Raw genomic sequence first — 18,837 nt, 5'->3', positions numbered from 1 at the left:
TTTACCTCTTTCCCGATCCCTTTCAAGCCTGAGACGCCCGATCGCGACGCCAGCCGTATCGCAGATCGGAGCGCCGCGCAGGTCCGCGCCCGGTCGCCAGACGCGGCGTTCTCGGTGCACGCGTGGACCGCCTTTATCATCGTGAGCGGCGCCATCGGCAGGCCAGGTCCTCGGCGCCATCTCATTCCCTTAGGCACGCTCGGAATGGGCGATCAGAATTGCATACCGAGCCTCGCCGCCTCCACGAACCGGTGTGCCGCCGGAGAAAGGACAAATCCCGCGCGGCTGACCAACGACACGTGTCGCGCTATTGTCGGGCGGGACAACGGAACGGCGGCAAGCGTCGGGAACTGCCGTTTCGGCAGCATATGCGCCGGCAAAATGCTTATTCCCACGCCGTCCGCCGTCAACGCCAGGGCCGTTGTGATCAATGAAACCTCGAAAGTCGGCTTGAGCTGACGCCCTGTTCGGGACAACGCCTCGTCGATCTGGCTTCTGATACGTGTCCCGCGGCGCATTGCGATCAGCTCGCCATCGCCGATCTCGTCCCATGTCAATCGGGAACGCTTCTCGAAGCGGCCGTCCCTGATGCCGATCGCCGACAGCGAGCTTTGCATGAGGGTTTCGATCTTCATCTCCGGCGTATCGGCGTTCTCGACGCTGCCGATGCCCAGTTCGGCACTGCCCCCCATCACGAACGAAAGCAGTTCGTCCGCGGCAACGTCGAACAGCTCGACCCTGACATCCGGGTAGCCGACCCGGTATTTTGCCAGGACGCGGGGCAGCAATGCCGATGCAACTCCCGCCGATACGGCAACCGCAATTCGACCTGTTTTGACCTCGACCAGATCGCGCATGTGCCGGGCGAGGCCGTTGGCGTCGGCGAGGATCCGCTCCGCAATCGGGATGGCGTCGTTGCAGGCCGGTGTCGGATGCAGCGCGCGGGTGGTGCGATCAAACAATTTGAGCCGAAAGTTCTCCTCGATCTGCCTGATCAGGAGGCTCACGGCCGATTGGGTGACGCGCAGCTCGGCTGCGGCCTTGGTCACGCTGCCGAGGCGATGGACCAGAACCAGCGCCTCAAGTTGCCGGATCGTCGGTGTCATGAGGTTGCCTTATGAATTTATGAGAACTTTGTGACTAATCAGATGAATGAGAACCTGCAAGATATTTCGATCCCGTCGTCGCCGCCCCGTGCGTGAACGACGGACAAAAAAATACGGCGCGAGCCGATGAGGAGGGAGGAAAGCTTGTCGCAGATGATCAACGTCGGCCGCTTTATCGACGAACGACCGCTTTCGGCATTTCAGATCAGGACCATTTGTCTCTGCGCACTCGTCATCGGGCTGGATGGGTTCGACGCGCAGGCGCTCGGCTTTGTCGCGCCGGCGCTTGCCAAGGACTGGCACCTGGCGCGCGGCGCATTGGGGCCGGTCTTTGGAGCGTCGTTGTTCGGCGTCATGATCGGCTCGTTCCTCTTCGGCGCGCTGGCCGACTATTTCGGCCGCAAATGGCTGGTGATTGCCGGCGTCCTGGTTTTCGCCGTGGGGACATTGGCGACGTGCCGGGCCACCGGCGTCCCCGACCTGCTGATCCTGCGGTTCGTCACCGGTCTCGGTCTTGGCGGCGTTCTGCCGAACGCGATTGCGCTCACCGGTGAATACGCGCCTCAGCGCCGCCGAACGCTGTTGATCATGCTGATGTTCATGACGGTTTCGCTCGGGTCAGCCATCGGCGGTTTCGCCGCCGCAAAACTGATCCCGGCCTATGGCTGGCAGGTCGTCTTCGTTATCGGTGGCGCCCTGCCGCTTGTCGTCTGCCCCATCCTGATCGTCTGGCTCCCCGAGTCGCTTTCGATGCTGGCGCTTGACGCACGAAAGAATGACCAGGTGGGGATCCTGCTCATGAGGATCGATCATTCGGCGACGGTGACCGCCGACACCCGCTTCACCATCGTCGAAGAGAGCGGGAAGGGCTTTCTCCTGCCGCAGCTCTTCACCAACGACCGGCTGGTGCCGACGGTGCTGCTTTGGATCATGTTCTTTATGAACATGCTCGACATCTATTTCCTCAACAACTGGCTGCCGACTTTGACGCACGGCGTCGGACTTGATGTCCAGGCAGCGATCGCGATCGGCGTTGCCTTCCAGATCGGCGGCATGCTTGGAACGGTCGCGCTCGGCCTGTTGATCGAGCGCCTGGGCTTTCACCGGGTCCTGTTCATGACCTATGTCGCCGGTTTTGCCTCGATCGTCACGATTGGTCTGGCGGGGGCGTCGTTGCCGATCCTCGTGCCGGCGGTCTTCGTCGCCGGCGTCGCAGTGATCGGCGGCCAGATCGGCTGCAACGCCTACGCGGCGCGCGTCTATCCGACCTATATCCGCGCAACGGGCATCGGCTGGGCGCTGGGCATCGGTCGGCTGGGGTCGATCATCGGAGTGACGCTCGGCGGGTGGATGCTCGCCGCACAATGGACGATCCCCTCGCTGTTCCAGGCGAGCGCCGCGCCGCAGCTCTGTTCGGCGCTGGTGATCCTTGGATTGACGCTTTTCAGCATGCGCCGTGGCGTTGCGGCGTCCGGCGATGCCCGAGCGAACGCGCTGTCGGTCACCGAGCGAACCTGATCAACAAGAAAACGGGCGAGAAATGGGAATGCAGGGAATCGAAACTCAGGTGCTCGTGGTGGGCGCAGGTCCCGTCGGACTGACGGCCGCCATGGATCTGGCCTCTCGTGGCATCGATGTGGTGGTGGCCGAGATTCGCCGCGCCGGAGAGCCGCCGAACGTCAAGTGTAATCACGTCTCCGCCCGGTCGATGGAGGTCTTCCGCCGCCTCGGCATTGTCCGCCAGGTGCGGGATGGCGGCCTGCCGGCCGATTTCCCCAACGACTGCGCCTATCGTACGGCCGTCGTCGGTCGCGAATTGACACGGATTCCCATCCCCTGCCGGGCCGACCGGTACACTGCGACGGAGGGCCCCGACACCGACTGGCCAACGCCCGAGCCGCCCCATCGCATCAACCAGATCTACCTCGAGCCCATCCTGTTCGCCTGCGCGCAGGAACGACCGCGGATCAGGATTCTCAACCGTGTCGAGGTCGACCGCTTCGAGCAAAGTGCAGATGGCGTGGTGGCTTATGCGCGCGATCTCGACGGCGGCGGAGCCTTCACCATCGCCGCTGAATATCTGATCGGTTGCGATGGGGGCCGGTCCACGGTGCGCAAGTCGATCGGCTCACGGTTGACGGGCACGGACGTCGTCCAGCGGGTGCAGTCGACCTATATTCATGCGCCCCAGCTGAAAGACCTGATCGTCCAAAAACCGGCCTGGATGACCATGTCGCTCAATCCGCGCCGCTGCGGCACGACCGTATCTATCGACGGCAAGGACAACTGGCTGATCCACAACCATCTCGCCGCGGATGAGACCGAGTTCGAGAGCGTCGATCGCGATTGGGCGCTTCGCACGATCCTCGGCGTCAACGATCAATTCCGCTACGAGATCCTGAGCAAGGAGGATTGGGTCGGCCGACGCCTGGTCGCCGATCGTTTCCGCGACCGCCGCGCCTTCATTTGCGGCGACGCCGCGCATCTGTGGATCCCCTACGCCGGATACGGAATGAACGCGGGGATCGCCGATGCCGTCGATCTGTGCTGGATCCTGGCGTCGGTGCTGCAGGGCTGGGCGCCCCCCCGGATGCTTGACGCCTATGAGGCGGAGCGGCAGCCGATCACCGAGCAGGTTTCGCATTTCGCGATGAACCACGCTCTCGCCGTCATGAGTCAGCGGCGCTCCGTTCCCGCCGAAGTCGAGACCGATGGTCCAGCTGGCGACGAGGTGCGCGACAGGGTCGGTCGCGCCGCCTACGACCTCAATGTTCAGCAGTATTGCTGTGCGGGACTGAACTTCGGATACTACTATGAGGGATCGCCAATCATCGCCTATGACGGCGAGACCCCGCCGCCCTACAGCATGGGCAGCTTCGTCGCCTCGACCGTTCCGGGAGCAAGGGCGCCGCATGCCTGGCTGGCCGATGGCCGCTCCTTGCTGGATGCACTTGGCGAGGGTTATACCTTGCTGCGCTTCGATCCGACCATCGATGTTGCGGCGTTGACGCAGGCCGCCGCGCTGTCTCATGTTCCGCTTGCGGTCATCGATGTCGAGCGAAACAAGGCAACGGCACATTCTGCGGAAAACCTGCTGATCGTACGGCCGGATTGTCATATCGCCTGGCGCGGAGATGCCTTGCCGCGCGACCCGCGGCGGTTGCTTGACCGCTTGCGGGGGGCCGCCTTCGAGGCGAGCGAGCGCCGCCATGCGCCGGTCGGCGAGGCCGACACCTCCGACGTCGGTTGAGCTCCAGGAAATCGGACAGAGGCGACGCGCCGTTCTGCCAGCAGCATCAGGGGGACTTCATGAATCATCGAGGGGCGTTGGCCGCATTCGGTGTCATTCTCATTGTGATCGGCGGGCTTCTCGCCCACTTCACCCAAACGTCGAACGGAATTCGGATCGAAGACGTCCGCTTCAAGGGCGCCAAGGGCGGCACGATGAGCGCCCTTGTCTATATTCCGGCCAATGCAACCGAGAAGACGCCGGCGCCCGGAATCCTCGCCGTGCACGGCTACATCAATTCGCGCGAGACCCAAGACGGCTTTGCGATCGAATTTGCACGGCGCGGCTACGTCGTCGTTGCGCTTGACCAGACCGGTCACGGCTACAGCGATCCGCCGGCATTCGCCAATGGCTTCGGCGGCCCCGACGGCCTTTCCTATTTGCGCAGCCTCCCTTACGTCGACAAGAACAACATCGGGCTGGAAGGGCATTCAATGGGCGGCTGGACCGTCCTTGCCGCGGCAGCGGCGATGCCGGACGGCTACAAATCGGTGGTGCTCGAGGGGTCCTCGACCGGCAAGCCGTTCGCTGCCGAAGGGACGCCGGCATGGCCGCGCAACCTTGCGGTCGTGTTCTCCCAGTACGACGAGTTTTCGCTGATCATGTGGGGAAGCGAATACGCAAGGAATGTTCCTCAGTCGGCAAAGCTTGCCGCGGTATTCGGCGTCGCGGGCCCGATCGCGCCGGGCAGGGTGTACGGCGACATCGCCCACGGCACGGCGCGGGTTCTCTACACGCCGGCAATCACACATCCGTCCGATCATTTCTCGCAGGAAGCCATTGGCTATAGTCTCGACTGGTTCGCCGCGACGCTGACCGGCGGCACGCCGCTGCCGGCGACCGATCAGATCTGGCGGCGGAAGGAATTCGGTACGTTGATCGCTCTGATCGGATTTGTCGTGCTCTTGCTCGGCACGTTCGATCTCCTGCTCGGCTGGTCCAGCTTTTCAAACCTCCGGACGCTTCCGCCCGGCCAAGAGGCGGCGGCCGCGTTGCCGCAGCGAAGCGGGCGCTGGTGGATGGCGTTCTGGGTGTCGGCGTTGCTGCCTGCTGTGACCTATTATCCCGCCTTCGCCATCGGCGACGCATGGCTGCCCGCATCCGGCTTCCTGCCGCAGTCCTGCACCACCCAGATCGCGGTCTGGGCTCTGATCAATACGGCAATCACGCTGGCGTTGCTTCCCTTTGTGCCGAAGGCCGCGATCCGCAAAAGCGTCGTAGGCCAGTCGCTGCTGATCGCCGTTGCGACGGTTGCCGTGGGCTATGTCGCGCTTTGGCTGGCCGATGTGATGTTCAAGATCGACTTCCGTTTCTGGGTCGTGGCGCTGAAGCTTCCGAGCGCCAAGCAATGGCTGATCGTGTTGATCTACCTCGTTCCGTTCACGCTGTACTTCATTGTGGCCCTGCACGCGCTGCACCGTAACTTCAGCCGGCGCGGCGCCGCCGCGTTCGGCCATTACGCCACGATCGTCCTGTCGCTTTCGCTGGGCTTCGTCATCCTCGTCGGCGGCCAATACCTGGCCTTGTGGCTCGGCGGCAGGCTGATCAATCCGGTGCCCGCTTCGCCGGTTGTGCCGCTGTCGACGATCATCGCCATCCAGTTCGTGCCGCTGCTCGTCGCCATCGCCGTCATCTCGACCTTCACCTGGCGTCGTACCGGCTCGGCTCTGCCGGGGGCGCTGATCTGCGGCCTGCTCGTCACCTGCTACATCGTCGCAGGAACGGCGACGCAAGCCTCAATCTGACGCATTCGGACAAGCGGGCTAGTGTGGCGTCTCGCAATTGCCTACCGCCTTTGCGGCAAGTCTGTCGTAGGCAATTGCGAGACATAAGCCACACCAGCACTTTGATTTTGCTAGTGTCCCCTTGTTTCCAACGTTCGTATGAGCGCCTGCTGCAAAGGGATACGAACGTTGGAAACGGGACACTAGTGTGGCGTCTCGCAATTGCCTACCGCCTTTGCGGCAAGTCTGTCGTAGGCAATTGCGAGACATAAGCCACACCAGCACTTTGATTTTGCTAGTGTCCCCTTGTTTCCAACGTTCGTATGAGCGCCTGCTGCAAAGGGATACGAACGTTGGAAACGGGACACTAGTCGCTCGCTTCAAATAATTTGAAAGGATGGAGAATTTGTGATTCGATTCGATCGTCTCGACGCGAGCGCCGGAGAGGATCATGGCTGCGACGGAAATTTCGGTAAAGAAGTATGTTGTGCGGCTGAGCGGCGAGGAACGCGAACAGCTTGAAACGCTGATACGGAAGGGCAAGAGCGCAGCTCAAAAGCTGCTGAAGGCGCGAATATTGTTGAAGGCCGATGTCTCGGAAGCCGGCGAAGGTTGGAGTGACAGCCGGATCATTAAGGCGTTCGATACCAGCGTTTCCATGGTTTACCGAGTGCGGAAGCAACTGGTGGAAGAAGGCTTCGAGGCGGTATTGAGCCGTAAGCAGCGCGCAACACCGGGGGTTGCGCGGATTTTTGACGGTGAGAAGGAAGCCAAACTGATTGCCCTGGCTTGTTCCGAACCTCCCAAGGGACGCGCACGCTGGACCCTGCGGCTACTGGAGCAAAAAGTCGTAGAACTCCATATTGTTGATCGTGCCAGCGACTCGACGATCGGGCGGGCACTAAAAAAAACACTCTCCAGCCCCATCGCCGACAGTGCTGGGTCATCCCGCCGAAAGCCAATAGTGCGTTCGTAGCCGCCATGGAGGACGTGCTGGCCGTCTACACCCGGCCACGCGATCCCGACTACCCGCTGGTTTGCCTGGACGAGAGCTCAAAGCAACTCCTCGCCGAGACGCGCATGCCGATTCCGATGAAGCGTGGGCGCCCGGCTCGTTGCGATTACGAGTACAAACGCAACGGCACCGCCAATCTCTTCATGATGTTTGCTCCGCTCGAAGGCTGGCGCCATGTCAAAGTCACCGATCGCCATACCGCCGTGGATTATGCTCACGTCCTGAAGGACTTGGCCGATGTCCACTTCGCCGGCGCCAAGACCATCGTTCTGATCCAGGACAATCTCAACATCCACAGCAAGGCGTCACTCTATGAAGCCTTTCCGGCCCCTGAGGCCAGGCGGCTGGTCGAGCGCTTTGAATGGCATTACACACCAAAGCACGGCAGTTGGCTTGATCTCGCCGAGTCCGAACTCGGCGTCCTATCGTCCCAATGCCTCGATCGACGGATTCCCGACAAACAGACCCTCGCCGAGGAAATCGCCGCCTGGGAGAAAGACCGCAATGCCAACCACACCAAGGCAAACTGGCACTTCACAACTCCCAATGCTCGCATCAAACTCAAGCACCTTTACCCTTCAATCTGAATGAATCGGGCGACTAGTGTGGCGTCTCGCAATTGCCTACCGCCTTTGCGGCAAGTCTGTCGTAGGCAATTGCGAGACATAAGCCACACCAGCACTTTGATTTTGCTAGTGTCCCCTTGTTTCCAACGTTCGTATGAGCGCCTGCTGCAAAGGGATACGAACGTTGGAAACGGGACACTAGACATGGCGATCCACAGCACGGCGCACCATTTCCTCGAGGGTCTCGCGGATATCGGCATCGACTGCATCTTTGCCAATCTCGGTACCGACCACGTTTCGCTGATCGAGGAGATCGCGCGCCGGGACAGCGAAGGGCGCAGCCATCCGCAGGTCATCCTCTGCCCTCACGAAGTCGTCGCCGTTCACATGGCCGCGGGCTACGCCCTCGCGACCGGCCGCGGCCAGGCCGTCTTTGTTCATGTCGATGCCGGTACCGCCAATGCCTGCATGGCGATTCAGAATGTCTTCCGCTATCGCCTGCCGGTCATGCTGTTTGCCGGCCGGGCGCCGTTTACGCTTCACGGTGAACTGCCGGGGTCGCGTGACACCTATGTCCACTTTGTCCAGGACAGTTTCGATCCGGGGAGCATCGTGCGGCCCTACGTAAAGTGGGAATATACGCTGCCCTCCGGCGTCATGGTGAAGGAGGCGCTGTCGCGCGCGGCCGCATTCATGCACAGCGATCCACCGGGGCCGGTCTATATGATGCTGCCGCGCGAGACCCTCGCCGAGACCTGGGATGATGCCGTAATGCCGGCCTATCCGGCCGCGCGGTACGGCGGGGTGCGGGCCGGCGGCATCGAGCCCGCGCGGGCTGCTGCGATCGCACAAGCGGTGATGGCAGCGGAAAATCCGATTGCAGTGACCGCCTACCTGGGCCGCAAGCCGCAGGCGGTCGCGGTGCTCGACCGCCTGGCGCGGGTCTGCGGCATCCGCGTCGTCGAATTCAATGCGATCGATCTCAACATTCCGCAGGATTCGCCCTGCTTTGCGGGCTTCGATCCCGCTGCGCTGGTGGCGCAGGCGGATCTCGGCCTGTTGCTCGACGTCGATGTGCCCTTTGTGCCGCAAACGCTGCAGGCCGCCTCGACCAAGCGCTGGATCCAGATCGACGTCGATCCGCTTAAGGCGGATTTTCCGATGTGGGGGTTTGCCACCGATATGCGTGTTCAAGGCGACTGCGCGACCGTCTTGCAACAGGTGCTCGACATTGTCGAGACACGGGCGGACGCGTCCTATCGAAGACAGGTCGAGGCGCGGATCGCGGGCTGGGCACCGGCGCGCGCGGCCGCCGAGGCACGGCGGAGAGCGGCGGCGGCCGAGAAGGGCGTGCCCGGTGCGATCAATCCGGCTTATCTGTTTTCCCGCCTTGGTGCTTGCCTTTCGCCGAGCGACGTCGTGATCAACGAGGCCATCCGGAACGCACCGTTGCTGCAGCAGCAACTCCGACGGATAGAACCCTGCAGCTATGTCGGCCTGGCCGGCGGCGGGCTGGGATTCAGCGGCGGCATGGCGCTGGGGCTCAAGCTGGCCCAACCTTCTCGTCGCGTGGTGCAGGTCGTCGGAGACGGCGCCTTCCAATTTTCCGCGCCGGATTCCGTCTATGCGGTGGCCCAGCAATATCAACTGCCGATCTTTACCCTTGTCGTCGATAACGGCGGCTGGCAGGCGGTGAAATCGTCGGTGCAGCGGGTCTATCCGGACGGGGCAGCGCAACAGACGAATCAGTTTCTCTCGCGGCTGACGTCAGGCCGGCAGGGCGAGCAGCGCCGCTTCGCGGACGTCGCATCGGCATTCGGCGCCTACGGCGAGCAGGTTTCCGATGCGGCGGAACTCGACGAGGCGATAAGCCGTTGCCTCGGCGCCGTCGATCGCGGGCGCGCCGCGGTTCTCCATGCGCATGTCACTCCGCTCTAGTGTGGCGTCTCGCAATTGCCTACCGCCTTTGCGGCAAGCCTCTCATAGGCAATTGCGAGACATAAGCCACACTAGCTTTTTGATTTTGCTAGTGTCCCGATGTCTCCGAATGACCGTGCGAGGGTGAGGCAAACGAAGCGGTCATTCGGAGACAGGACACTATTGTGCCGTTTCCAACGTTCGTATTCCTTTGCAGCAGCAAGGGGCGTGCCGCTGAAGGCCCAACGGCCGTTTACCGACGCGCCTGATCGGGAGGGGTGCGATCCAGTTCGTTGAGCGCCTGTTGCACCGTTTCCACCAGGTCCAAGGCCACGGGCGAGGGGCTGCATTGCGCGGGAAAGACGGCGGCGAATTCGAAATCGATTTGCGGCACGAAGCGACGAACGACGATGCCGCGCGTCGAGAATTCCTCTGCCGTGAAGGGATCGCAGATCGAGACCCCGAGGCCGGACGACACCATTCCGCACATGATCTCCGACAGCGCGGTCTCGACCCTCAGCACGCGACGGACGTCATCGCGGTGGAAAGCCCGATCGATCAGGTGTCGGCTGGTCGATCCGGCCGACAGCGACACGAACGTTTCGCCCTCGAAATCGCGCGGCTCCAGAACCTCCTTCGCTGCCAGGCGATGTCCGACGGGTAGAACCGCGACCCGCGGAAGCGCAGGCAGTCGTCGCATCGGCAGACCGGAATGGGCGATCGGCACCTCGGCGAAGCCGATGTCACACTGATTGTTCAGCACCCAGTCGACGACAATCGGCGAAATCACGCCGAAGAAGGCAAGGTTGAGATTGGGCCTCTCCTTGAGGAAGCGTCCCGCGAGTCGCGGCAGGTAACCGTTGGAGAGTGCCGGCAGCGCGGCGACCCGCAGCGTGCCGGTCCGACGGCCGCGGATCTCTTCGGCCGCCGCGCTAATGCGTTCGAGACCGACGAAGGAGCGTTCCACTTCGGTGTAGAGCGCCGTGGCAGCGGCGGTCGGCACTAGTCCCGTGCCACGCCGCTCGAACAACGTCATCTTCAGGAGCGCCTGGAAGTCGCGCAGCAATCGGCTGACCGCCGGCTGCGTGACGGCGATCAGCTTCGCTGCCTCGGTCACGCTGCCCGTCAGCATCATAGCGCGAAAGGCCTCCACCTGCCGTGAATTAATCCGCGCCATCCAGAGTTCCATTCATAACATTTTGGTATGAAGTGCCTATCATTATTCATTGGACGACGAAAGCGTGCATTGCAATATTTTTCATCAACGCTGCGGACGGCTCGTTTTTTCGGCAGTTGGGCCAAAAGCCCTCTCACAGCCAATGAAACGCGGATGAGCTTCGGCGCCCGGATCCTCAGCCCCTCGCCTCGTCCCCTCGCCATTGGAGATCGGTTCACATGAAGCCTCTCAGCCTTCTGACTGCGGTCGGCATCTCGGCGCTCGCGGCGGTTCCGTCGGTCGCCTCGGCCGAGCAACAGACGCTCTACGTCGCCGGTTATGGCGGCTTGTTCGAGAAGACCATCCGCGACGAGGTGATCCCGGCCTTCGAGAAGGAGAATGGCGTCAAGGTCCAATACGTCGCCGGCAACTCGACGGATACGCTGGCCAGGCTCCAGGCCCAGAAGGGCAACCAGCAGATCGACGTCGCCATCGTCGATGACGGTCCGATGTACCAGGCGCTCCAGCTCGGCTTCTGCGGCAAGCTCGATGGCTTGCAAGCCGATCTCTACGACGTGGCCCGCATCAAGGACGATCGCGCCGTGGCGATCGGTATCGTCGCGACCGGCCTCATGTACAACACCAAGGTATTTGCGGAGAAGGGCTGGGCCCCGCCGACCTCCTGGAACGATCTGAAGGATCCGAAGTACCAGAAGCAGGTCGTCATTCCGCCGATCAACAACACCTACGGCCTCGAAGCGCTGATCATGCTCGCGAAGATGAACGGCGGCAGCGAAGCCAACGTCGACGCCGGCTTCAGGATCTTCAGGAACGACATCAATCCGAACGTGCTCGCCTACGAGCCCTCGCCGGGCAAGATGACCGAGCTGTTCCAGTCCGGCCAGGCCGTGATCGCGGTGTGGGGGACGGGGCGCGTGCAGAGTTTCGCCAATACCGGCTTCCCCGTCGACTTCGTCTACCCCAAGGAAGGCGCGGCAACGCTGCTGACGACCGCCTGTCCGGTCGCCAAGCCCAACGCCTCTCCGCTCGCCTCCAGCTTCATCAAGCTGCTGCTCGATCCGAAGATCCAGCTCCTGATGCTGAAGGATTATGGCGACAGCCCGGTGCTGAAATCGGTCGTGGTGCCGCCGGAGCTCGGCAGGATGGCGCCGATCGGCGAGCGCGCGGCGAAGCTCTATGCGCCCGACTGGACAGTCATCAACGACAAGCGCGAGGAGTGGACCAGGCGCTGGAACCGCGAAGTCGAGCGCTGAGCGGATCGGCAGCAGCGGAGACATTACGATGGCCTATCTCGAGCTCGATCGGGTCGGGAAGCAGTTCGGGGCGCAGACTGTGGTCGAGGACTTCAGCCTCGCGGTCGGCAAGGGGGAGTTCATCTCCTTTCTCGGGCCGTCCGGCTGCGGCAAGACCACAACCTTGCAGATGATCGCGGGCTTTCTCGATCCCTCACACGGGGCGATCCGGTTGGAGGGCAGGGACCTGACGGCGGTGCCCCCGGCCAGACGCGCGCTCGGCATCGTGTTCCAGAGCTATGCGCTGTTTCCGCACATGACCGCGGCGGAGAACGTCGCCTTCGGTCTCGAGATGCGGCGGGTGCCGCGGACCGAGCGGGCCGAGCGCGCCCGCGCCGCACTCGCAATGGTCGGCCTTGCCGGCTACGAGGACCGCCATCCGCGCCGCATGTCCGGTGGCCAGCAGCAGCGTGTGGCGCTCGCCCGCGCGCTGGTGATCCGGCCGAGCGTGCTCCTGCTCGACGAGCCGCTGTCGAACCTCGACGCCAAGCTGCGCGAGGACATGCAGATCGAGCTGCGCCAGATCCAGCGCACGCTCGGCACCACCACGATCCTCGTCACCCATGACCAGAGCGAGGCGATGTCGCTGTCAGACCGGATCGTGGTCATGAGTCAGGGACGCATCGAGCAGATCGGCACACCGCAGGAGACCTACGAGCGGCCGGCTTCGGCGTTCGTGTCGCGATTTCTCGGCAAGACAAATGATTTTGCCGCGACGGTCGATCGGACGACCGCTCCCGCGCGGCTGGTTGCCGGCTCCTGGAGCGCCGCGGCGCCGGCGGGGCTGAGCGGTTCGGTGACGGTCAGCATCCGTCCCGAGCGGATCGGTTTTGGCGATGCTGGGCTGGCCGCGAAGATCGTCACCCGGATCTTCCAGGGCAATCACTGGCTGTTCCAGTGCGACAGCGAATGCGGCCCGGCGATCGTGATCCGCCAGAACGACGGCCAGGCGCAGCCGGCCGAAGGCGACGCCGTTCGCCTTGCCTGGCGTCCCGATGACATGAGCCTGCGCGCCGGAGGCGCCGCATGAGCGCGGTCGTCGACACCGCTCCCGCGACAGCCGTCGCGGCCGGGCAGGCGCAGACGGCGAACGCGCCCTGGGCGCTCGCCGCTCCCGCGCTGATGCTGTTCGTCGGCGTGCTGGTGATCCCGCTCGCGATGACGGTGATGCTGTCGTTTCACGACTGGGGCCAGTATAAGGGCATCGAGCCGGTCTTCATCCTGAAGAACTGGCGCGAGATCGTTACCGATCCCTATTACGCCGAAATGTTCTGGCGGACGTTCCGCGTCGCGGCTCTGGCCACCCTGATCACCGCCGTGCTCGGCGCGCCGGAAGCCTACATCCTCAACCGCATGAGCGGGCGCTGGAAGAGCTTCTTCCTGCTCGTGATCCTCGGCCCTCTCCTGATCTCCGTGGTGGCTCGCACGCTCGGTTGGGCGCTCCTGTTCGGCGGCAGTAACGGGCTCGTCAACAAGCTCCTGATCTCGCTCGGGCTGATCGGAACGCCGTTGCGCTTCATGTTCACCGAGACCGGCATGGTGGTCGCGCTCGCGCATGTGATGATGCCGTTCATGGTGTTGTCGGTGTGGGCCGCGCTCCAGCGCCTCGATCCGCAGATCGAGAACGCCGCGCTCTCGCTCGGCGCCGGCTCTCTCACCATCGTCCGCCGCATCATCTTGCCGCAGATCATGCCGGGCGTGCTGTCGGGCGCGATCATCGTGTTCTCGCTTTCGGCCACCGCGTTCGCGACCCCTGCGATCATCGGCGGCCGCCGGCTCAAGGTCGCGGCGACGCTCGCCTACGACGAGTTTCTCAACACGCTGAACTGGCCGTTGGGCGCGGCCGTTGCCATACTGCTGCTGGTGGCGCTGGTGCTGATCGTGGTCGGCAGCAACGCGCTGATCGAGCGGCGCTATGCCGAGGTGTTCCGATGAGGCGGAACGGCCCGCTCGCGCTGATCTTCCATGCAATCTTCGTCGTCGTCATGCTGGCGCCGATCGTGGTGGTCTGCCTCGTCGCCTTCACGCCCGAGGGCTACCTGTCGCTGCCGACCAACGGCTTCTCGCTGCGCTGGTTCAGGGCGATCGCGAACTATCCCGAATTCATCCACGCGTTCTGGGTCAGTCTCGGCCTCGGCGCGCTGTCCTCTTTCGTGGCGCTGCTCTTCGCGGTGCCGGCGGCGCTGGCGATCGCCCGCTGCGCGTTTCGCGGCCGCGACGCGCTCGCGGCGCTGTTCCTGTCGCCCCTGATGATTCCGCATGTCGTGCTCGGCATCGCCTTCCTCCGCTTCTTCACGTCGATCGGAATGAGCGGCAGCTTTCCGGCGCTGCTGATCGCCCATGTGATCGTCGTGTTTCCGTTCGCGCTGCGGCTGACGTTGGCGGCGGCCACCGGCATCGACCGTTCGGTCGAAATGGCCGCGGTCTCGCTCGGCGCCGGCGGCTGGACCCTGTTCCGCCGGGTGACGCTGCCGCTGATCCTGCCGGGCGTCATCAGCGGCTGGGCGCTCGCCTTCATCCAGTCCTTCGACGATCTGACCATGACCGTCTTCCTGGCGGCGCCGGGCACCGAGACGCTGCCGGTCCGCATGTTCCTCTACATCCAGAACAACATCGATCCGCTGGTGACGTCGGTCTCGGCCTGTGTGATCGCGATCACCATGACCGCCCTCGTTCTGCTCGACCGCTTCTACGGGCTCGACCGCGTGCTCGCCGGCAAGAGTGATACGGGGCGATAGGAGAACTCATGCGCAGGGATTATGACGTCGCCGTCGTCGGCGGCGGGCTGCTCGGCTCCGCCATCGCCTGGGGGCTCGGCCGGCTCGGCAAAAAGACCGTCGTGCTCGACGAGGGCGACATCGCCAAGCGCGCCTCGCGCGCCAACTTCGCGCTGGTCTGGGTGCAGAGCAAGGGGTTGGGCATGCCGGCCTATTCGCACTGGACCATGCGGGCGTCGGCGACGTGGGGCCGGCTCGCCGCCGAATTGAAGGAGCAGACCGGTCTCGACGTCTGCCTCCAGCAGAATGGCGGCTTCCATCTGACTCTCGGCGATGACGAGTTCGAGCAGCGCGCCCGACTGGTCGCGCGGATGCACGACCAGGTCGGCACCGCTGACTACAAGATGGAGATGTTGCCGGCATCCAGGGTGAAGAAGATGCTGCCGCTGATCGGCCCGGAGGTTTCCGGCGGCAGCTTCTGTCCGCTCGACGGCCACGTCAATTCGCTGCGGACCTTCCGTGCCTTCCATACCGGCTTCACGACGTTCGGCATCGACTATTTCCCGGAATGCCCGGTGTCGGCGATCAGCCGGGACGGCGGCGAATTCCGTTTGACGACGCCGAACGGCGAGATCCGCGCTGGCAAGGTCGTGCTCGCCGCCGGGAACGCCAATCCGACGCTTGCGCCGATGGTTGGTCTGTCGGCGCCGATGGGCCCGACCCGCGGTCAGATCGTGGTGACCGAGCGCACGATGCCGTTCCTGCCGCACCCCCTGACCACGATCCGCCAGACCGACGAGGGCACGGTGATGATCGGCGACAGTAAGGAAGACGAGATCGACGATCGGGCGTTGAAACATGCGGTCAGCGCGGTGATGGCGGATCGCGCGCAACGGGTGTTTCCGCATCTGGCGCGGCTGAATGTCGTCAGGAGCTGGGCCGGCATCCGCGTCATGCCGCGGGACGGCTTCCCGATCTATGACCAGTCGGAAAGTCATCCCGGGGCATTCGTGGCCTGCTGCCATTCCGGCGTGACGCTTGCCTCCAACCACGCCTTCGAGGTTGCGCGCATGGTCGCCGCGGGCGCGCTCGAGCCTGAACTGGTCGGCGCCTTCTCGGCCCGCCGTTTCGAGGGCGGCGGCGCAGCGACCGGCAGCGGCTACTACTGACATCAGGGAAGAAGCCAGGAGGCATGCCAATGTTCAAACGATCGGATCAGGACAACAGGCCGTCGGTGCAGATCTTCGTGGATGGCGAAGCCGTCACGGCGCGTCAGGGCGACACCGTCTCTGCCGCGCTGCTGGCGTCGCGCCGCGACGTGCGCCGGGCAACCGCGGTGAGCGGCGCGCCGCGTCTGCCCTACTGCATGATGGGGGTGTGCTTCGATTGTCTCGTCACCATCGATGGCGTCGGCAACCGCCAGGGCTGTCTGGTGCCTGTAGCGGAGGGGATGCAGGTCGAGATCCAGAAGGGCAAGCGGGAGATCGGACGATGACCACCCCCAAGCGCGACAGCTACGACGTCGTGGTGATCGGCGCCGGGCCCGCGGGGCTCGCCGCCGCGGCGACAGCGGCCGAGGCCGGCTTGTCGGTCCTGCTGCTCGACGAGAATATGGGTCCCGGCGGCCAGGTCTGGCGCGCGATTGCGTCGACGCCGGTGACCGAACGCGATCGCCTCGGCGCCGAATACTGGGCGGGCGCCGAGCTCGTTCGAGCGGTGCGCGGAAGCGGCGCCGAGATCATCCAGCGCGCGACGGTCTGGAGTCTCGATCGCAATCTTGAGATCGGCGTCTCGGTCGGTGGCGCCTCGACCTTCGTCAAGGCGCGGCGCGTCATCCTGGCGACCGGCGCGCTGGAGCGGCCGTTTCCGATTCCCGGCTGGACGCTGCCCGGCGTGATGACCGCGGGGGCGGCGCAGACGATGCTGAAGTCCTCGGCGCTGGTGCCGGACGGGCGCACGGTGATCGCGGGGCAGGGGCCGTTGCTCTGGTTGCTCGCGGCGCAGATTCTGCGCCTCGGCGGCCGCATCGACCGGATCCTCGACACGACCGGGCGTCGCAACTACCTCGCCGCGCTGCCGCACGCCTTCGCCTTCCTGACCTCGCCCTATTTCGCCAAGGGGCTTGCCATGATGCGGGAAGTGCGGGCGAAGGTGCCGGTCGTGTCCGCCGTCACGGAGCTCGCGGCCGCCGGCGACGGCCAGCTCGCAACCGTGAGCTATGTGGCCGGAGGCCGGCGCGAGACGGTTTCTGCCGATCTGCTGCTGCTGCATCAGGGCGTGGTGCCCAACGTCAATCTGGCGATGGCGGCCGGCATCACCCATCGCTGGGACGAGCGGCAATTGTGCTGGTCGCCGGAGCTCGATCAGAACGGCAATTCATCCATCGACGGCATCGCAATCGCCGGCGACGGCGCCGGGATCGGAGGCGCTGGAGCCGCCGAGTTTCGTGGACGTATCGCCGCGCGCGCGGCGGTGGAAGCGCTGGCGCCCGCGGCGGCCGTGAAGCTCACGGCCATGGCGACGTTGCGCACAAGCCTGGTTCAGGCCGAGCGCGGGCGCGCCTTTCTCGATACGCTATTCCGTCCGGCGCCGCAGTTTCGCATTCCCTCGGGCGATACCATCGTCTGCCGCTGTGAGGAGGTGACCGCGAAGGATGTCCTCGATGCCGTCGCCATCGGCGCAACCGGGCCCAATCAGCTCAAGGCCTATCGCCGCACCGGCATGGGTCCATGTCAGGGGCGACTGTGCGGTCTGACCGTCACCGAACTGATGGCGCAAGCGCGCGGCAAGAGCCCGCAGGAGATCGGCTATTACCGGCTGCGGGCGCCGGTCAAGCCGATCACGCTGGCTGAGCTCGCCGCCCTTCCGAAGACCGAGGCCGACGTCAAGGCGGTGGCGCGCGGATGACGCAACGCGCAGATGCGATCGTCATCGGCGGCGGCATCCATGGATGCTCGACGGCGCTTCACCTGGCGCTCGCCGGCATGAAGCCGGTGCTGATCGAGAAGGACTATGCCGGCCGGCACGCCTCGGGCGTCAACGCCGGCGGCGTCCGCCAGCTCGCAAGGCACGTCGCCGAGATTCCGCTCTCGGTCCGCTCCATGGAAATCTGGGAGCGGATCGAAGACCTCGTCGACGACGACTGCAGTTTCGAAAGCCACGGCCAGGTTCTGGTCGCCGAGACCGACGCCGAGCTCGAGCAATGTCGCGCCCGCGTCGCGGAGCTGAACACGCTCGGCTTCAGCCATGAGGAGTTGATTGACGGAGCCGAGCTGCGGCGGCTGGTGCCCGCCGTGGCGGACACCTGTCCCGGGGGCGTGGTGTCGCGGCGCGATGGCGCGGCCGATCCCGCCCGGACGACGACGGCATTCCGGCGTAGGGCGGCCTCGCTCGGCGCGACGGTTCGTGAGGGCGTGGCCGCAAGCAATATCCGGCAGCGCGACCGGCTTTGGCAGGTCGACGTCGGCGCGGACAGCTATGCCGCGCCGGTGCTCGTCAACGCCGCCGGCGCCTGGGCGGGCCGGTTCGCGACCGCGCTTGGCGAGCCGGTCCCGGTCGAGACCGTGGCGCCGATGCTGATGATTACGTCGCCCGTGCCGCGTTTCATCGATCCCGTCGTGATCCTGGGCGGCCGCAAGCTGTCGTTCAAGCAATTCGCCAACGGCACCGTGCTGATCGGCGGCGGTCATCTGGCCACGCCGGACCAGGACCGCAACGAGACCGTGCTGGATTTCCGCAGCCTGGCGGTGAGTGCGCGCACGGTGCTGGAGCTGTTTCCGGTGATGCGGGGGGCCACGATCGTCCGCGCCTGGGCCGGCATCGAGGCCCGGATGCAGGACAATCTGCCGGTGTTCGGGCCGAGCGTCCGCCACAACGGCGTTTATCACCAGTTCGGGTTTTCGCTGCACGGCTTCCAGCTCGGTCCCGGCGCCGGTGCCGTGATGGCGGAGCTGATCGTCAATGGCGGCACCCCAACACGGATCGGCGATCTCAGCATCGGCCGTTTTCATCCTTCCACGCTCTAACAAGAGGAC

General features: G+C 64.5%; 15 protein-coding genes. 13 read left to right on the top strand and 2 right to left on the bottom strand.

What is annotated here, in order from left to right:
• Positions 1 to 212 precede the first annotated feature (212 nt).
• The gene (locus tag DB459_RS01570; RefSeq protein WP_253711157.1) at positions 213 to 1,106 is read right to left on the bottom strand and encodes a LysR family transcriptional regulator; all 894 of its coding nucleotides are present in this window, start codon (positions 1,104 to 1,106) and stop codon (positions 213 to 215) included.
• Positions 1,107 to 1,259: 153 nt separating this feature from the next.
• On the opposite strand from DB459_RS01570, the gene DB459_RS01565 reads away from it, so the two are divergent.
• The 5 genes from DB459_RS01565 (at position 1,260) to DB459_RS01545 (ending at position 9,638) form a co-directional block, all read left to right on the top strand.
• On the top strand, positions 1,260 to 2,624 hold the full coding sequence (locus DB459_RS01565; RefSeq protein WP_253713726.1) for an MFS transporter: 1,365 nt from the start codon (positions 1,260 to 1,262) through the stop codon (positions 2,622 to 2,624).
• A 28-nt stretch (positions 2,625 to 2,652) separates the two neighbouring features.
• The gene (locus tag DB459_RS01560; RefSeq protein ID WP_253711155.1) at positions 2,653 to 4,356 is read left to right on the top strand and encodes an FAD-dependent oxidoreductase; all 1,704 of its coding nucleotides are present in this window, start codon (positions 2,653 to 2,655) and stop codon (positions 4,354 to 4,356) included.
• A 59-nt stretch (positions 4,357 to 4,415) separates the two neighbouring features.
• Complete coding sequence (locus tag DB459_RS01555) at positions 4,416 to 6,140, top strand: S9 family peptidase (protein ID WP_253711154.1); 1,725 nt, start codon at positions 4,416 to 4,418, stop codon at positions 6,138 to 6,140.
• A 430-nt stretch (positions 6,141 to 6,570) separates the two neighbouring features.
• A protein-coding gene (locus tag DB459_RS01550; RefSeq protein WP_253706060.1) for an IS630 family transposase occupies positions 6,571 to 7,721 on the top strand; the annotation gives its coding sequence in 2 pieces (ribosomal slippage) (positions 6,571 to 7,021 and positions 7,021 to 7,721; 1,152 coding nt in all).
• A gap of 18 nt (positions 7,722 to 7,739) precedes the next feature.
• Positions 7,740 to 9,638, top strand: a complete 1,899-nt coding sequence (locus DB459_RS01545; RefSeq protein WP_253711152.1) for a thiamine pyrophosphate-requiring protein — start codon at positions 7,740 to 7,742, stop codon at positions 9,636 to 9,638.
• A 232-nt stretch (positions 9,639 to 9,870) separates the two neighbouring features.
• Here the strand turns inward: DB459_RS01545 and DB459_RS01540 are convergent, their stop codons facing one another.
• On the bottom strand, positions 9,871 to 10,794 hold the full coding sequence (locus DB459_RS01540) for a LysR substrate-binding domain-containing protein (RefSeq protein ID WP_253711150.1): 924 nt from the start codon (positions 10,792 to 10,794) through the stop codon (positions 9,871 to 9,873).
• A 218-nt stretch (positions 10,795 to 11,012) separates the two neighbouring features.
• On the opposite strand from DB459_RS01540, the gene DB459_RS01535 reads away from it, so the two are divergent.
• The 8 genes from DB459_RS01535 to DB459_RS01500 are packed head-to-tail and all read left to right on the top strand — an operon-like array spanning position 11,013 to position 18,828.
• The gene (locus tag DB459_RS01535) at positions 11,013 to 12,047 is read left to right on the top strand and encodes an ABC transporter substrate-binding protein (RefSeq protein WP_253711148.1); all 1,035 of its coding nucleotides are present in this window, start codon (positions 11,013 to 11,015) and stop codon (positions 12,045 to 12,047) included.
• A gap of 28 nt (positions 12,048 to 12,075) precedes the next feature.
• The gene (locus tag DB459_RS01530) at positions 12,076 to 13,116 is read left to right on the top strand and encodes an ABC transporter ATP-binding protein (RefSeq protein ID WP_253711146.1); all 1,041 of its coding nucleotides are present in this window, start codon (positions 12,076 to 12,078) and stop codon (positions 13,114 to 13,116) included.
• On the top strand, positions 13,113 to 14,021 hold the full coding sequence (locus DB459_RS01525) for an ABC transporter permease (protein WP_253711143.1): 909 nt from the start codon (positions 13,113 to 13,115) through the stop codon (positions 14,019 to 14,021). Before DB459_RS01530 ends, DB459_RS01525 begins: the two co-directional genes overlap by 4 nt.
• Positions 14,018 to 14,824 (top strand): ABC transporter permease, encoded by an 807-nt coding sequence (locus DB459_RS01520; RefSeq protein WP_253711141.1) that lies wholly within the window; start codon positions 14,018 to 14,020, stop codon positions 14,822 to 14,824. The genes DB459_RS01525 and DB459_RS01520 overlap by 4 nt, the downstream gene beginning before the upstream one ends.
• 8 nt (positions 14,825 to 14,832) lie before the next feature.
• Positions 14,833 to 15,972: an FAD-binding oxidoreductase gene (locus DB459_RS01515; protein WP_253711139.1), complete on the top strand. Its 1,140-nt coding sequence runs from the start codon at positions 14,833 to 14,835 to the stop codon at positions 15,970 to 15,972.
• A gap of 29 nt (positions 15,973 to 16,001) precedes the next feature.
• Positions 16,002 to 16,298, top strand: a complete 297-nt coding sequence (locus DB459_RS01510) for a (2Fe-2S)-binding protein (RefSeq protein ID WP_253711137.1) — start codon at positions 16,002 to 16,004, stop codon at positions 16,296 to 16,298.
• Entirely contained in the window at positions 16,295 to 17,710 is a 1,416-nt protein-coding gene (locus tag DB459_RS01505; protein WP_253711136.1) for an NAD(P)/FAD-dependent oxidoreductase, read from the top strand. The genes DB459_RS01510 and DB459_RS01505 overlap by 4 nt, the downstream gene beginning before the upstream one ends.
• Positions 17,707 to 18,828, top strand: coding sequence for an FAD-binding oxidoreductase (locus DB459_RS01500; RefSeq protein WP_253711135.1), 1,122 nt, complete (start codon positions 17,707 to 17,709; stop codon positions 18,826 to 18,828). The genes DB459_RS01505 and DB459_RS01500 overlap by 4 nt, the downstream gene beginning before the upstream one ends.
• The last annotated feature ends 9 nt before the right edge of the window (positions 18,829 to 18,837 follow it).

The sequence above is a fragment of the Bradyrhizobium sp. WD16 genome, assembly GCF_024181725.1.
GTDB lineage: Bacteria > Pseudomonadota > Alphaproteobacteria > Rhizobiales > Xanthobacteraceae > Bradyrhizobium_A.
Note: the sequence above shows the minus strand (reverse complement) of the source record. Positions and strands in the feature narration are given on the sequence as shown.

Bases quoted from the DNA above. Each gene is read 5' to 3' on its own strand.
- DB459_RS01535 (WP_253711148.1), top strand. From the start codon at position 11,013: ATGAAGCCTCTCAGCCTTCTGACTGCGGTCGGCATCTCGGCGCTCGCG.
- DB459_RS01530 (WP_253711146.1), top strand. From the start codon at position 12,076: ATGGCCTATCTCGAGCTCGATCGGGTCGGGAAGCAGTTCGGGGCGCAG.
- DB459_RS01555 (WP_253711154.1), top strand. From the start codon at position 4,416: ATGAATCATCGAGGGGCGTTGGCCGCATTCGGTGTCATTCTCATTGTG.
- DB459_RS01515 (WP_253711139.1), top strand. From the start codon at position 14,833: ATGCGCAGGGATTATGACGTCGCCGTCGTCGGCGGCGGGCTGCTCGGC.
- DB459_RS01505 (WP_253711136.1), top strand. From the start codon at position 16,295: ATGACCACCCCCAAGCGCGACAGCTACGACGTCGTGGTGATCGGCGCC.
- DB459_RS01565 (WP_253713726.1), top strand. From the start codon at position 1,260: ATGATCAACGTCGGCCGCTTTATCGACGAACGACCGCTTTCGGCATTT.
- DB459_RS01540 (WP_253711150.1), bottom strand. From the start codon at position 10,794: ATGGCGCGGATTAATTCACGGCAGGTGGAGGCCTTTCGCGCTATGATG.
- DB459_RS01520 (WP_253711141.1), top strand. From the start codon at position 14,018: ATGAGGCGGAACGGCCCGCTCGCGCTGATCTTCCATGCAATCTTCGTC.
- DB459_RS01525 (WP_253711143.1), top strand. From the start codon at position 13,113: ATGAGCGCGGTCGTCGACACCGCTCCCGCGACAGCCGTCGCGGCCGGG.
- DB459_RS01560 (WP_253711155.1), top strand. From the start codon at position 2,653: ATGCAGGGAATCGAAACTCAGGTGCTCGTGGTGGGCGCAGGTCCCGTC.
- DB459_RS01500 (WP_253711135.1), top strand. From the start codon at position 17,707: ATGACGCAACGCGCAGATGCGATCGTCATCGGCGGCGGCATCCATGGA.
- DB459_RS01510 (WP_253711137.1), top strand. From the start codon at position 16,002: ATGTTCAAACGATCGGATCAGGACAACAGGCCGTCGGTGCAGATCTTC.
- DB459_RS01570 (WP_253711157.1), bottom strand. From the start codon at position 1,106: ATGACACCGACGATCCGGCAACTTGAGGCGCTGGTTCTGGTCCATCGC.